This is a genomic window from Geodermatophilus sp. SYSU D01105 (assembly GCF_054050095.1).
Window position 1 is genome coordinate 1 of record NZ_JBJGYR010000026.1, and the last position, 13,561, is coordinate 13,561.

The window sequence follows — 13,561 nt, forward strand, 5'->3', positions numbered from 1 at the left end:
CCGCTCCTCACTCGTCCCTCGCTGCGGTGCCCACGCCCCTGTCCGCTCAGTGCCCCCCGTTCGCTCCCGCGGGGCGCTCCGCTCCTCACTCGTCCCTCGCTGCGGTGCCCACGCCCCTGTCCGCTCAGTGCCCCCCGTTCGCTCCCGCGGGGCGCTCCGCTCCTCACTCGTCCCTCGCTGCGGTGCCCACGCCCCTGTCCGCTCACTGGCCTGCCAGCCGCTGGAGGACGCCGAACACGCACGCGGTGTCCTGGGTGAGCCGGTCCTGGGCGATCGCGGCCTCGTAGAGCACGCGGGTGGCCGAGAACAGCGGCGTGGGGCTGGCGACGCCGTGCGCGAACTCGGCGATGAGCCCGTTGTCCTTCTGCATGGTGGCGACGGTGGCCGTGGCGGGCTCGTACCGGCCGGCGGCCATGAGCGGGCCGCGGACCTGCAGCATGCGCGAGCCGCCGGCGCCGTCCCCGACCGCGGTGAGGACCTGCTCCAGGTCCAGACCGGCGCGCTGGGCGAGCAGCAGCGCCTCCGCGGCGGCCGCGTTGTGCACCGCCACCAGCAGGTTGGCGACGAGCTTCATCGCGGTGCCCTGCCCGAAGGCGCCCAGGTCGTACTGGGCCCGGGTGAAGGCCTCGAGCACGGGTGTCGCCCGCCGCTTGGCCTCCTCCTCCCCGCTGAGGTAGGCGATCAGGTCGCCGTCGCGGGCCTGCTGGCCGGTGCCGCTCATCGGGCAGTCCAGCAGCGTGGCGCCGAAGGCCCGCGCGCGCTCGGCACCCGCGCGCTTGGTCTCCGGGGAGAGCGTGCTGGTCTCGACCACCACCAGGCCCGGGCTCGCGCCGGCCCCCAGCCCGTCGTCCCCGTCGAGGACGGCGAGCAGCGCGTCGGCGCTCGGCAGCGAGGTGACCACGATCCGCGCTCCGCGGGCCACCTCGGCCGGGCTGGCGCACGCCGTGCCCCCGCGCTGCTCGTGCTCGGCCCGGCGGCCCGGGTCGACGTCGAAGCCCGGCACCGGGTACCCGGCGGCGAGAACGTGGGTGCTCATCGCCGAGCCCATGACGCCCAGGCCGACGAACCCGACCGGTTCGCGGGTCACCGGGCGGTCCCGTCCCCCAGGAAGCCGGTCAGGGCCTCGACGAACTGGTCCCGCTGCTCCAGGACGCCGGCGTGCCGGGCCGGCGAGAGCCACACCAGCCGGGCATCGGGCAGCGTGGCGGCCAGCTCGCGGGCGGCCGCGGTGAACGGCGGGGCGTCGTCCTCCCCGCACACCAGCAGCGTGGGTGCGGTGATCCGGCCGACGACGCCGGTGAGGTCGACCTCCTCCAGCGCCGTGCAGGCGTAGGCGTAGCCCTGCGGGTCGGCGTCGGCGACGGTGCGCCGGACCCGTTCGACGACCGGCCCACCGGCCGCCAGCGTGTCCGCGGTGAACCACAGCGACAGCGTCGGGTCGACGAACGGCGCCATGCCCTGCTCGGGGGCGGCCGCCGCCCGGTCCCGCCACTGCTGCTTGAGCGGCGGCGGGTAGACCGACACGGCGTCGACCACCACGAGCCTGCGCACCAGCTCCGGGTGGCAGGCGGCCAGCCGCTGGGCGACCAGGCCGCCGAGGGAGACGCCGACGACGTCGGCGGGGACGGCGCCGGCCTCGGTGAGCAGCGCCGCCGCCTGGTCGGTGAGGTCCTCGATCGTGTAGGGCTGCGGGGGCACCGGCGTCGACCCGTGGCCGGGGAAGTCGTAGGTGAGCACCTCCGCTCCACCGAGCGCGGGGACGACGTCGTCCCAGAAGGACGCGTCGACCCCCAGCGGGTGCAGGAGGAGCACCGGCCGGCCCTCCCCCGTGCGGTGCAGCACCGGGGTGGGCAGCGTCGCGCCGGTCACCGGAGGGCTCCGTCGCTCGCGGCGCTCCGGTCGGGCAGCGTGGAGCCGCCGGGCACCGGGGTACGGGCCACGTTCATGACCATGGCCAGCGTCGTGTAGTAGCCGGCCGCGCCGACCACCTCGACCACCCCGGCGTCCCCGAGCTGCTCGAGCGCGCGGGCGTAGGTGTCGTCGCCGACCCGGCGGGTGCGGTGCAGCTCGTCGAGCAGGTCCCACACCGCTGCCGCGGCCGGGTCCATCCCCTCGGGCCGCCGTCCCTCGCCGAGGGCGTCGGCCACCGCCGGGTCGAGCCCGGCCTCCAGCGCCAGCGGGTGGTGGTAGCTCCACTCGAAGTCCTGGTCCCACCAGCGGGAGACGAACAGGATCGTCATCTCGAACAGCCGGCGGTCCAGCGGGCTGGACCAGCGCAGGTGCTCGCCGACCTTCTGCAGCCGGGTCATCAGCTCGGGGCTGCGCAGCAGCGGCGCGAACGGGCCGATGACCGCGCCGCGCGGGCCCGAGCTGATCTCGGCGACCGCGGCCCGCTGGGCGTCGGTCAGCTCGCCCTCCGGGGGCAGGGGCAGCCGGTCCTCCCCCATCGTCAGCGCCCCCCGTCGGCGGGGACGGGGCCGTCGTCGGCGCCCAGCGCGTCGTTGACCCGGGGCATGACCTCGGTCGCCATGAGCTCCATCGAGCGGCGGGCCAGGCCGGGGTCGACCCAGTCCAGGCCGGCGTAGACCAGCTCGCCGAACTCCCCGGTCTGCTCGCGCAGCGCCAGGATCTGGTCGGCCACCGAGTCCGGCGTCCCGCAGATCACCAGGTCGCGCAGGACGCCCTCGAGGGAGACCTCCTCGTCGGGTTGCTCGCGGGAGGTCTTGAACAGCGCGAGGCGGCCCAGCGACCGCATCTTGCCGAGCATCTTCCCGTAGTAGTAGCGGTACGGGCTGCCCGCGTCGGCCCGCCCGTAGGCCTCGGCCACGTCGGCGTCGTCCGCGACGAAGACCGTGCGGGCCACCCGCCAGTCCGCCGGCGACGCGGTGGCGCCGACCGACTCCCGGCCCTCGACGTAGTTCGGCCAGTGCGTGGCCACCCACTGCGGCAGCAGGAAGTTCGCCGACAGCGGGTGGAAGTCCTTGGCGCCCATGGCGATGACGCCCTTGGAGAACGGCGCGACGACGGTGCCGACGACCTCCGGCCGGGGCTGCTGCAGCGGCTTGCCGACGATCCCGACGCCGACGTCGCCGTCGTAGGTGTTCGCGGTGCTGACGGTGAACCGGTTGTCGGGGAAGTCGATGTCGTAGGGCGGCTCGCGCTCCCACAGCGCGGTGATGACGTCGATCGCCTCGGCGAAGATCTGGTTGCGGTCCTCCTTGAGCAGGCCCAGCAGCTCCGCGTCCGAGGGCAGCGCGCCGGGGCTGACGCCCAGGATGAACCGGCCACCGGAGAGGTGGTCGAACATCGCGCTGTTGACCGCGACCAGCGCGGGGTGCATGTGGGACAGGTTCGTCGTCCCGGTGGCCAGCCGGATCCGCTGCGTCTCCGGGATCAGCGTGGCCAGGAAGACCAGGCTGTTGGTGATGTTCTCGTGGCGGTCGGTGAGGTGCTCGCCGATGAACGCGTCGTGGAAGCCGAGCCGGTCGGCCAGGACGACCGCCTCGCGGTCCTCCTGGAGGGTCTCGGCCCAGGCCCGTCCCTGCGGGTGCATCGGCATGGCGAAGTAGCCCAGTCTCACGACGTCCTCCTCAGGGGTCGGCCGGTGGACGCCGCCCAGTCAAGGCCCCGGACCGGTCCCCGGGCAGTGTCGGGAGCCGACAAGTTGACCGCCGGGCGATGACGGCGGACGTGAGTCGGGACGGCGGGGTGACGGGCCCCGGCATCCCGACCGCGCCGGGGTGACGCGCTCCGCCATGTGCCGGGGACCGCCGCGCGGTTTCACTCGACCGCAGGTCCGCGCCCGCTCGGGGCGCGGCACGGCCCCCGAGGAGGGTCCCCCGTGAGCACTCCCGAGCCGGCAGCTCCCGCCCCGGTCGACGCCGGGACGTTCCGGCACGTCGTCGGCCACCTCGCCAGTGGCGTGACCCTGGTGACCACGCGCACCGCGGACGGCGCGTTCGGCATGACGGCGAGCTCGGTGACCTCCCTGTCGCTGGACCCGCCGATGATGCTCGCCTGCCTGAACACCTCCTCGGCGACCTGCGCCGCGGTCGCCGAGGCCGGCGCCTACGGCGTCAACGTGCTCGGGCAGGGCCAGGGGCACCTCGCCCAGCAGTTCGCGACGCCGACGGCGGACAAGTTCGCCGGGGTGCAGGTCGCCGAGGGCGTCACGGGGGTGCCCCTGCTGACCGAGGCACTGGCGCGCATCGAGTGCGAGGTGGTCGAGCAGGTCAACGCGGCGACCCACACGATCTTCCTCGGCCGGGTCCGCCAGGCCGAGGCCGACGAGGGCGCTCCGCTGACCTACTTCCGCGGCGGCTTCGGCCGCTTCGAGTTCGCCCGCGACGACGCCGTCTACCAGCGGGCCCGCCAGCAGGTGCTGGAGCGTCGCTACGCCGCCGACACCGTGCTGCTGCTGGACGACCTGGCCTACTCCCTGGACGTGGACAAGCCGGCGGCGTTCTACGCGCTCACCCGGCTGGCGGCCGAGGGCCTGGTGCGCCGCGACCCGGAGCGCGGCTACGTCGTCGTCCCGTTCACCACGCGGACCTCCGACGAGACCTTCGACGCCCGCTGCGCCATCGAGCTGGGGGTCATCGACATGGTCTGCGGACGGGTGCCCGAGGCGGAGCTGGCCGAGCTGCGCACCCGGTTCGAGGCCATGGCCGCGCTCCTGGTCGGCGAGCGGTTCGTCGACTTCGACGGCTACCTCGACGCGAACTACGCCTACCACGAGACGCTGGTGGCCCTGGCCCACAGCGCACCGCTGACCACGGCGTTCGCGCAGCTGCACATCAAGTCGGTGATGACCCGCAGCTTCGGCGCGACGCCGGTGACCTCGCAGAGCTTCATCGAGGCCCAGCGCGGGATCACCGAGGGCCTGGAGCGCGGCGACGCCGAGACGGCGCGGGCGGCGGTGTACCGCTACACCGACCTGGCCAAGCAACGGGTCCGGGAGATCCTCGAGCAGACCGGCGGGCGGCTCTGAGCCGCGCCGGTTCAGGCGGGCCCACCCGGCGCCGCACCCCGGGCGGCGACGGTCGCCCGGACGGTCTCGGCGTCCGCGCCGCCGGCCAGGAGGGTCCACAGCAGCAGGCGCGCCTTGCGCGCGTCGAGCCACCCGGCCCGCAGCACACCGCGGCCGAGCAGGTCCTGCTCGCTGCCGACGAACCCGTAGGTGCCCTCCAGCACCGGTCCTCCGCCGGTGCGGGTCGCCAGCACCACGGGGCAGCGCCGCACCACCGCGCCGACCACCTCCGCCGCGGCGGCCGACACGTGCCCGGCGCCGAACCCCGCGACGACGACCCCGTCCCACCCCGCCTCGGCGACGAGGGCGAGCAGGTGCCCCTCGTCCCCGAGGGAGGTCTCGAGCAGGGCCACCCGCGGGTCGCGCCCCCCGGCCGGTCGGGGCAGCACCGGCCAGCGCGCCGTCCGGCCCGCGAAGGTCACCGTGCCCTCGTGCACCCGGCCCACGGGCCCGAACGCCCCGGAGGTGAAGGCCTGCAGCGCGACGCTGTCGGTCTTGCGGACCCGGCTCGCGGCGTGCACCTCGTCGTTGAGCACGACGAGCACGCCCCGGTCGCGGGCGCCCGGGTCGGCCGCGACGCGGACGGCGGCGAGCAGGTTGGCCGGTCCGTCGGCTCCCGGCGACGACGGGTGCCGCATCGCACCGGTGACGACGACCGGTTCGGGACGGTCCCACAGCAGGTCGACCAGGTAGGCGGTCTCCTCGATCGTGTCGGTGCCCTGGACGAGGACGACGCCGGCGGCCCCCGCGGTCACCTGCGCGGCGGCCCAGTCCGCGGCGGCGAGGACGTCGGCCGGGGTGAGCCAGGCGCTCGGCACGGTCTGCAGGGTCGTGGCCGCGATGTCGGCGACCTCGCCCAGGCCCGGCACGCCGCGCAGCAGGTCGGCCGCGTCCAGCGCCGGCTGCACCCCGCCACCCCCCGCGGGCGCGGTCATCGTGATCGTGCCGCCGAGCGACCCCACGGCCACCCGCGGCCGGCCCACCTGCGTCCCCATGCCCCTGACCTCCCGTTCCCGGCCGCGAGCCCGGTCGGCACCCGGCCGGCCCACCGTAGGGCCCCACTCCCCCGAGAGGACCGTCCATGACCGACCTGGACCTGCTCGTCGCGGGCGGCACCGTCGTCACGCCCACCGGCCGCCGTCGCGCACACGTCGGTGTGCGGGACGGCGTCGTCGTGCACGTCGGCCCGCCGGTGGCCGACGGCGCGCCGACCGCCGCGCGCACGGTGGACGCCGCCGGCCTGGTCGTGCTGCCCGGCGGGATCGACACGCACGTGCACCTGATGGACCCCGGCAGCCCCGAGCGGGAGGACTTCCCCACCGGGACGGCAGCCGCCGCCGCGGCGGGGGTCACCACGATCGTCGAGCACACCCACGGGGCACCGGTGCGGACCGTCGACGACCTGCGCGACAAGACCGCGTACCTGCGGGAGCGCTCCGAGGTCGACTTCGGGCTGGCCGCGCACGCCTGGCCCGGCGCCGCGGGTGAGGTCGCCGCGCTGTGGGCGGCCGGGGTGACCTTCTTCAAGGTCTTCACCTGCACCACCCACGGCGTCCCCGGGCACGACCCGGCCCGGCTCAAGGAGCACCTGGAGGCGACCGCCCGGGCCGGCGCGGTGAGCCTGCTGCACTGCGAGGACGAGTCCCTGACCGAGGCCGCCGAGGCCCTGCTGCGGGCCGAGGGCCGCACCGACGGCGGGCTGGTCCCCGAGTGGCGCAACCGGGACGCCGAGCTCGTCGCCGCCGCCGTCGCGGCGCTGCTGGTCCGGCGGACCGGGGCCCGGGCGACGGTCGCCCACGTGAGCTCCCCGGAGGTCGCCGCGTACCTGTCGGCCGAGCGTGCCCGCGGGGCGGGCCTGGCCGTCGAGGGCTGCCCGCAGTACTTCCTGCTGCGCGAGGACGAGGTGCTCGACGCCGGCGCCCTGCGGAAGTTCACCCCGCCGGCCCGGGCGCGCACCGACGAGGACGAGGCCGAGATGTGGCGGCTGCTGCGGGCCGGCGTCCTCACGCACATGTCCAGCGACCACGCGCCCTCCACGCTGGAGCAGAAGCGCGCCGGTGACATCTGGAACGTGCACTTCGGCCTGCCGGGTCTGGACAGCACGATGCAGCTGCTCCTGGACGCCGTGGCCCGGGGCCACCTGGCCTACGAGGACGTCGCCCGGGTCTACGCCGAGCAGCCCGCCCGGACCTATGGCCTGTGGCCGCGGAAGGGGCGGGTCGCCCCGGGCGCCGACGCCGACCTGGTGCTCGTCGACCCCGGCGGCAGGCGGACGCTGCGCGACGCCGACGTGCTGTCCAAGGCGGGGTGGACGCCCTACGACGGGCGCGCGGTGCAGGGCCGGGTGGTGCAGACGTGGCTGCGCGGCGAGCTGGTCGCCGAGGAGGGCCGCCCGGTGCGCGCTCGCGGCGGGCGCTTCCTCCCCGGACCGGGGACCCGACCGGCACCCGCCTGAGGACACCCTTGCCCTGCCACGGGTCCGCGGCCTATCGTCGGACAACCCCGTATACAGGCAGCCGTGCTGCGCATACGACCGATCCTGGAGTGCCCGTGACCCTGTCCAACCCCGTCCCCGACGTCGTGGACCTGCCGGTCGCCTCGCTGCCGACCGGACTGCGCATCGGCGGGGAGCTCTCCCCCGGCGGCGCCGAGCCGATCGAGGTCCTCAACCCCGCCACCGGTGAGGTCATCGCCGCCGTGGCCGCCGCCGACGCCGAGGACGTCGACCGGGCCGTGCGGGTGGCCGACGAGACGTTCCGCTCCGGCGTGTGGAGCCGGATGCCCATCCACGACCGCGCCCGGGTCATGCACGCGTTCGCCGACGGCATCGAGGCCCGCATGGAGGACCTCTACAAGCTGGAGACGATGAACAACGGCCGGCCGATCACCGAGACCAAGGCGCAGATCACCCGCCTGTCGGAGTGGTATCGGTACAACGCCTCGCTCCTGCTGGCCGACCGGGACGCCGTCGTCCCGCTGCGCGGCGACTACCACGCGTACACCAGCCGCTTCCCGCTCGGCGTCGTCGGCATCCTGGCGCCGTTCAACCACCCGATGATGATCGCCTCGAAGAGCCTCGCGCCGGCCCTCGCGACCGGGAACAGCGTGGTCCTCAAGCCCTCGGAGCAGACACCGCTCACGGCGATGCTGCTCGGGGACATCGCCGCCGACGCCGGCATCCCCCCGGGCGTGCTGAACGTGGTGAACGGCCTCGGGCACACCGCGGGCGCGGCACTCACCGAGCACCCGCTGGTCAAGAAGGTCGTCTTCACCGGCGGCACGGAGGTGGGCCGGGCGATCTCGCTGGCCACCGCCCGCCGCTTCGCCAAGGCCACCCTGGAGCTGGGCGGCAAGTCCCCGGTCCTCGTCTTCGACGACACACCGGTGGACACCGCCGCGCGCGGCGCGGCCTTCGCCGGGTTCATCGGAGCCGGGCAGACCTGCATCGCCGGCAGCCGTCTGCTGGTCCAGCGCGGCATCTACGACGACGTCGTCGACGCGCTCGCCGCGCAGGCGCGGCAGATCCGCATCGGGGACCCGACGCTGCCCGAGACCCAGCTCGGGCCGGTCATCTCCGAGCGCGCCCGCACCCGCATCCTGCGGCACGTCGAGAGCGGGATCGCCGAGGGCGCCCGGCTGGTCACCGGCGGCCGGGCCGCCGAGGTGCCGGACCTGCCGGGTGGCTTCTTCGTCGAGCCGACCGTCCTGGCCGACGTCCGCAACGACATGCGGATCGCGCAGGAGGAGATCTTCGGGCCGGTGGTCGTCGTCATCCCGTTCGACGACGAGGACGACGCGATCCGCCAGGCCAACGACTCGCCGTTCGCGCTGGGCTCGGCGATCTGGACCCGCGACGTCGCCCGCGCCCACCGGGTGGCCGCGCAGCTGGAGATGGGGATGGTCTGGGTCAACGACCACCACCGCCTCGACCCCTCCTCGCCGTGGGGCGGGCTCAAGGAGAGCGGCACCGGCCGCGAGGGCGGCTGGGAGTCCTTCCACGACTTCACGCACGTCCGCGCGGTCACCGTCCGGACCGCGGCCGACGACGTCGACTGGTACGGCGGCCGCGCGACGGGACGGCTGAACTGATGACCGGCCTGTCGATCTCCCCGGTCACCGACGGCGTCGTCGTCGCCGAGGTGGACCGGCCCGACGGCCTCTGGGCCCTCGCCGACGTGCGCGCGCTGACCACCCTGCTGGAGGACCCGCCCGAGGGGGCGCACGTGCTCCGGATCCGCTCGGCCGGCGAGACGTTCTGCCTCGGCCGCGAGCGCGGCGGCACCAACGCCGCACCGGGCGTGGTCCGTGGCGAGGCCGAGACGCTGGTCGCCGCCACCCGCGCCTTCCGTCGGACCCGCCTGGTCACCGTCGCCGAGGTGACCGGCGACGCCGCCGGCTTCGGCGTCGGGGTGCTGGCCGCCTGCGACGTGGCCGTCGCCGTGGCCGACGCCCGCTTCTCCTTCCCCGAGGTCGGCATCGGCCTGGCCCCCGCGCTGGTGCTGGCCTGGCTGCCGCGGAAGGTCGGCGAACGACAGGCCTTCTGGCTGACCGCGACCGGCGAGCAGGTGACCGCGTCGCGGGCACTCGAGCTCGGCCTGCTCAACGCGGTCGTCGCCTCCGGCGAGGAGCTGCGCAAGGACGTCGACGAGCGGGTCGCCGCGCTGCGGGCCCGCAGCCCGCGGGTGCACGCCGACATCAAGGACATGCTGCGCGCGTTCGGGGCGGTCGGCGACGACGCCGCCCTGGACATGAGCGTCGACCGGCTGGTCGTCGGCTCGCTGCGCCGCGGTGAGGCGTGAGGGACGGCGGTGCGACGATGTCCCGACGTCCGGGGAACGGCACCGAGGTGAGCTGAGATGAGCGACGAGTCAGCGGGCAGCCGCGTCGCGCGCGGGCTGCGCGACCGGCTCCGGACCGGGGCCATCCCCCCGGGGACGGTGCTCTCGCAGTCCGACATCGCCGCGGAGTACGGGGTCAGCCGCATCCCGGTGCGCGACGCGCTGCACGTGCTGTCCACCGAGGGCCTGGTCGACCTCGCGGTGACCGGTGCGGTGGTCACCGGGCTGTCCATCCCGGAGCTGCAGGAGCTCTACGAGATGCGGGAGGCCGTCGAGCCGGTGGTCACCGCCATCGCGGTGCCCAACGTCGGCCGCGCGGAGATCGCCCAGATGTCCGCGCTCGCCGCCCGGATGGAGTCCGGGGAGATGACCCCCGGGGAGTGGCTGGAGGCCAACGCCCGGTTCCACGCGCTGGTCTACGAGCGCGCCGACCGTCCGCGCATGGTGGCCCTCACCGAGCAGCTGCGCCGGCTGACCGACCGCTACGTGTACCTGCACCTCGACGTCATCGGCGACGTCGAGCACCTGCACGACGAGCACCGGCAGATCCTGGCCGCGGTGCGCCGCGGGGACCCGCGGGAGGTCGCCGAGCTGACCCGCCTGCACCTGGCGACGTCGCACGACTTCATCCTGCGGTACCTGCTCCGCACCGCCGCCATGGGCGAGGACGCGGCCACGGGGTGACCGGCCCCGGACGGTGGTGACCCCGCGGCGGGTCACCGCCGTTCCGGGCCCACCCCCGCCGTGCGGAGCGCCGCGCGAAGCCGGTCGGGGGTCATCGGCAGCTCGGTGACCCGCACCCCGAGCGGGGCCAGGGCGTCGTTGACCGCCGCGTTGAGCGCGGCCGGCGCCATCATCCGGCCACCCTCACCACCGCCCTTGATCCCGTGCGGGGTGTACGGGGACGGTGTCTCGACGTGCCCGATCCGCAGCTCCGGGACCTCCATCGCCGTCGGGATCGAGTAGTCCAGGAAGCTGCCGGTGGTCAGCTGCCCCTGCTCGTCGTAGACGAACTCCTCGTAGAACGCGGTGCCGATCCCCTGGGCGGTGCCGCCGACGATGTGCCCGGCCAGCGAGCGCGGGTTGACCAGCGTCCCGCAGTCGTGGACCGCGGCGTAGGCGAGGATGCCGACCCGCCCGGTCTCGACGTCGACCTCGACCACGGGCACGTGGCAGGCGTTGCCCATGAACGGGTAGAAGACGCCGAGGTCGCTGCGGTCGGCCGAGGGCATCGTGGTGTACGGGTGGTCGAAGACCTTGGACTCCTCGAGGCCGGACTCGACGTCCTCGGGGAAGCTGTGCTTGAACATGTGCAGCATGGCCGCGATCTCGTCGAGGCCCTTGCGCTGGTCGGGCACGCCCCGGACGTGGAAGCCGCCGTCGGCCCACTCGAGGTCCTCCGGGTCGACCTCCATGAGGTGCGCCGCGGCCCGCCGCGCCTTGGCCTTGATCTTGGCCGAGGCCCCCTCGACGGCACCGGCGAGCATGACCGTCGTCCGCGAGCCACCCGGCCCGGTCGCCGGCAGCCCGCCGGAGGTCCCGTGGTAGATGATCGACACGTCGTGCGGGTCGCAGTCGAACTCCTCGGCGACCAGCTGGGCGACCATCGTCTCCGGGCTGTTGCCCCAGAAGGCGCACGAGTACAGCGTCGCGGTGATGGTGCCGGTGGCGTCGACCCCCAGCGTCACGCTCTCCGGGCTGCTGGTGACCGGCGCGTTGGGTTCGTCGAACCAGAACCAGAACTCGGTCGCGGAGAAGACGCTGCGCTCCTGGGCGGAGATCACCCCGATGCCGATGTAGCGGCCCTGCTCGCGGAGCCGGGCCTGCTCGGCGCGCCAGCGGTCGTACTCCCCGAGCCGCAGCGCCTCGTCGAGGACGGCCGTGTAGTTGCCGCTGTCGTAGACGTTGCCGCTGGGGATGAAGTACGGGAACTGCTCGGGCCGGATGAAGTTCCGCCGCCGGATCTCGACCGGGTCCATCCCGATCTCCCGGGCGGCCTTGTCCACCATCTGCTCCAGCATCCAGTTGTTGACCTCGGAGCCGAAGCCCCGGTAGGCGCCCTGCTGGTTCTTGTTGGTCAGCGCCGCGCGGACCCGGTAGCGCACGCTGCCGATGGTGTACGGGCCGGTGACCTGGGCCAGGGCGTTGCCGTGGTGGCCGACGCCGAACTGGATGTAGGCGCCGTAGTCGTCGACGCAGTCGATCCTGATGCTGCGCATCGTGCCGTCGCGCATCACGGCCAGCTCGACGTCGTACACCCGGTCGGAGCCGTGGTGGTCGGCGTTGGACATGTTGTCGACGCGGTCCTCGAGGTAGGCCACGGGCCGGCCGAGGACCTTCGAGCACATGCCCGCGATGACGGTCGGCTTGGTGACGAACAGCTTCGAGCCGAAGCTGCCGCCGGCCGGGACCTGGTGGACGTCGAACTTGTTCATGGGGACCCCGAGGGACCCGGCCGCCATGAACATGTAGCTGGTGAAGCTCAGCGAGTTGGTGTGCACGGTGAGCTTGCCGGTGCTGGGGTCGAAGTCCGCGATCGCGCCGACCGTCTCCAGCGGCTGCCCGCCCGAGCGGTGCCAGCGCAGCCGGTCGCGGACGACGACGTCGGCCGCGGCGAAGTCCGCGTCGACGTCGCCGAAGGTGAACTCGCGGTCGTAGGCGACGTTGCTGCCCAGCGCCTCGTGCACCACCGCGGCATCGGCGTCGAGCGCGCGCACCGGGTCCACGACCGGGGGCAGTGGCTCGTACTCGACGTCGATCAGCCCGAGGGCGTCCTCGGCGAGGTAGCGGTCGTCGGCGACGACGACGGCCACCCCCTCCCCGGCGTAGCGCACCTTGTCGACGGCCAGGCAGCGCCAGGCGTGCTTGCTCGGGTCGGGACCGAAGTCGGGCAGCGGGCCGGTCAGCTCCGCGGCCCGGGCGCCGGTGACGACCAGGTGCACCCCCGGAGCGGCCTCCGCCGCCGAGGTGTCCATGCTGACGATCCGGGCGTGCGCCATCGGGCTGCGCAGCACGGCGGCGTGCAGCGTGCCCGGCCGGACCAGGTCGGCGATGTAGCCGCCGCGGCCGCGCAGGAACTTGGGGTCCTCGACCTTGCGGATGCTCTTGCCGACCCACCGGCGCTCGTCCTTGTGGACCCGGACCGGTGGCGGCGCCGGACGGTCGATGGCGGTCATGCCTGGGCTCCCGTCCTGGGCTCGGAGGTGGCGGCATCGGCCTGCCGCATGCGCTCGCCGGCGGACACCACGGCCTCGACGATGAACTGGTAGCCGGTGCAACGGCACAGGTTGCTGGCGATCTCCTCCCGCACCCGTTCGGGGCTGGGGTCGGGGTCGGTCTCGAGGATCTCGACGGCGCGCATCAGCATCCCCGGGGTGCAGTACCCGCACTGCAGCCCCTGCTTGTCCCAGAACTCCTCCTGGAGCGGGTGCAGGTCCGCGCCGTCACCGAGCCCCTCGACCGTGCGGACCGTCCGCCCGTCGGCCTGCACGGCCAGCGTCGTGCACGACCGGATGCTCGCACCGTCGAGGAGCACGGTGCAGGTGCCGCAGACGCCGTGCTCACAGCCGATGTGCGTGCCCACCAGGCCGAGGTCGTCGCGCAGCACGTCGACGAGCAGTCGCCGGGGCTCCACGGCGAGGGTGTGCCGGCGGCCGTTGACCGTCAGCGTGATCTCCTGCAGGTGCCTCACCTG

The 13,561-nt window shown here is 74.4% G+C and carries 12 protein-coding genes; 5 read left to right on the plus strand and 7 right to left on the minus strand.

Going from position 1 to position 13,561, the window contains the following annotated elements; all coding sequences use genetic code 11:
• Positions 1–202: 202 nt before the first annotated feature.
• Genes ACI79I_RS20765 through ACI79I_RS20780 form a run of 4 tightly spaced genes read right to left on the minus strand, consistent with a single transcriptional unit; the run spans position 203 to position 3,580 of the window.
• Complete coding sequence (locus ACI79I_RS20765; RefSeq protein WP_456994212.1) at positions 203–1,087, minus strand: NAD(P)-dependent oxidoreductase; 885 nt, start codon at positions 1,085–1,087, stop codon at positions 203–205.
• Positions 1,084–1,869, minus strand: coding sequence for an alpha/beta fold hydrolase (locus tag ACI79I_RS20770; RefSeq protein WP_456994213.1), 786 nt, complete (start codon positions 1,867–1,869; stop codon positions 1,084–1,086). Before ACI79I_RS20770 ends, ACI79I_RS20765 begins: the two co-directional genes overlap by 4 nt.
• Positions 1,866–2,447 carry a carboxymuconolactone decarboxylase family protein gene (locus ACI79I_RS20775; protein ID WP_456994214.1) on the minus strand — a complete coding sequence of 194 codons (582 nt, stop codon included), beginning with the start codon at positions 2,445–2,447 and terminating at the stop codon, positions 1,866–1,868. The genes ACI79I_RS20770 and ACI79I_RS20775 overlap by 4 nt, the downstream gene beginning before the upstream one ends.
• Before the next feature lie 2 nt (positions 2,448–2,449).
• Positions 2,450–3,580 carry an LLM class flavin-dependent oxidoreductase gene (locus ACI79I_RS20780; protein ID WP_456994215.1) on the minus strand — a complete coding sequence of 377 codons (1,131 nt, stop codon included), beginning with the start codon at positions 3,578–3,580 and terminating at the stop codon, positions 2,450–2,452.
• Positions 3,581–3,841: 261 nt separating this feature from the next.
• On the opposite strand from ACI79I_RS20780, the gene ACI79I_RS20785 reads away from it, so the two are divergent.
• Positions 3,842–4,990, plus strand: coding sequence for a flavin reductase (locus ACI79I_RS20785; protein ID WP_456994216.1), 1,149 nt, complete (start codon positions 3,842–3,844; stop codon positions 4,988–4,990).
• Positions 4,991–5,001: 11 nt separating this feature from the next.
• Here the strand turns inward: ACI79I_RS20785 and ACI79I_RS20790 are convergent, their stop codons facing one another.
• Positions 5,002–6,024 carry an asparaginase gene (locus ACI79I_RS20790; protein ID WP_456994217.1) on the minus strand — a complete coding sequence of 341 codons (1,023 nt, stop codon included), beginning with the start codon at positions 6,022–6,024 and terminating at the stop codon, positions 5,002–5,004.
• An 86-nt stretch (positions 6,025–6,110) separates the two neighbouring features.
• On the opposite strand from ACI79I_RS20790, the gene ACI79I_RS20795 reads away from it, so the two are divergent.
• From ACI79I_RS20795 to ACI79I_RS20810, 4 genes are all read left to right on the plus strand, one after another.
• Positions 6,111–7,484 carry a dihydroorotase gene (locus ACI79I_RS20795; RefSeq protein WP_456994218.1) on the plus strand — a complete coding sequence of 458 codons (1,374 nt, stop codon included), beginning with the start codon at positions 6,111–6,113 and terminating at the stop codon, positions 7,482–7,484.
• Positions 7,485–7,579: 95 nt separating this feature from the next.
• Positions 7,580–9,118, plus strand: a complete 1,539-nt coding sequence (locus ACI79I_RS20800) for an aldehyde dehydrogenase (RefSeq protein WP_456994219.1) — start codon at positions 7,580–7,582, stop codon at positions 9,116–9,118.
• On the plus strand, positions 9,118–9,828 hold the full coding sequence (locus ACI79I_RS20805; RefSeq protein ID WP_456994220.1) for an enoyl-CoA hydratase/isomerase family protein: 711 nt from the start codon (positions 9,118–9,120) through the stop codon (positions 9,826–9,828). Before ACI79I_RS20800 ends, ACI79I_RS20805 begins: the two co-directional genes overlap by 1 nt.
• 57 nt (positions 9,829–9,885) lie before the next feature.
• Positions 9,886–10,551 (plus strand): GntR family transcriptional regulator, encoded by a 666-nt coding sequence (locus tag ACI79I_RS20810; protein WP_456994221.1) that lies wholly within the window; start codon positions 9,886–9,888, stop codon positions 10,549–10,551.
• Between the two features lie 32 nt (positions 10,552–10,583).
• Here ACI79I_RS20810 and ACI79I_RS20815 read toward each other — a convergent pair whose 3' ends face one another.
• On the minus strand, positions 10,584–13,043 hold the full coding sequence (locus ACI79I_RS20815) for a xanthine dehydrogenase family protein molybdopterin-binding subunit (RefSeq protein ID WP_456994222.1): 2,460 nt from the start codon (positions 13,041–13,043) through the stop codon (positions 10,584–10,586).
• A complete protein-coding gene (locus ACI79I_RS20820; protein WP_456994223.1) occupies positions 13,040–13,558 on the minus strand; it encodes a (2Fe-2S)-binding protein in 519 nt (172 codons plus the stop codon). The genes ACI79I_RS20815 and ACI79I_RS20820 overlap by 4 nt, the downstream gene beginning before the upstream one ends.
• Between the last annotated feature and the right edge of the window lie 3 nt (positions 13,559–13,561).

Coding starts and splice junctions, on each gene's coding strand:
- ACI79I_RS20775 (WP_456994214.1), bottom strand. CDS start 2,447: ATGGGGGAGGACCGGCTGCCCCTGCCCCCGGAGGGCGAGCTGACCGAC.
- ACI79I_RS20790 (WP_456994217.1), bottom strand. CDS start 6,024: ATGGGGACGCAGGTGGGCCGGCCGCGGGTGGCCGTGGGGTCGCTCGGC.
- ACI79I_RS20795 (WP_456994218.1), top strand. CDS start 6,111: ATGACCGACCTGGACCTGCTCGTCGCGGGCGGCACCGTCGTCACGCCC.
- ACI79I_RS20805 (WP_456994220.1), top strand. CDS start 9,118: ATGACCGGCCTGTCGATCTCCCCGGTCACCGACGGCGTCGTCGTCGCC.
- ACI79I_RS20810 (WP_456994221.1), top strand. CDS start 9,886: ATGAGCGACGAGTCAGCGGGCAGCCGCGTCGCGCGCGGGCTGCGCGAC.
- ACI79I_RS20815 (WP_456994222.1), bottom strand. CDS start 13,043: ATGACCGCCATCGACCGTCCGGCGCCGCCACCGGTCCGGGTCCACAAG.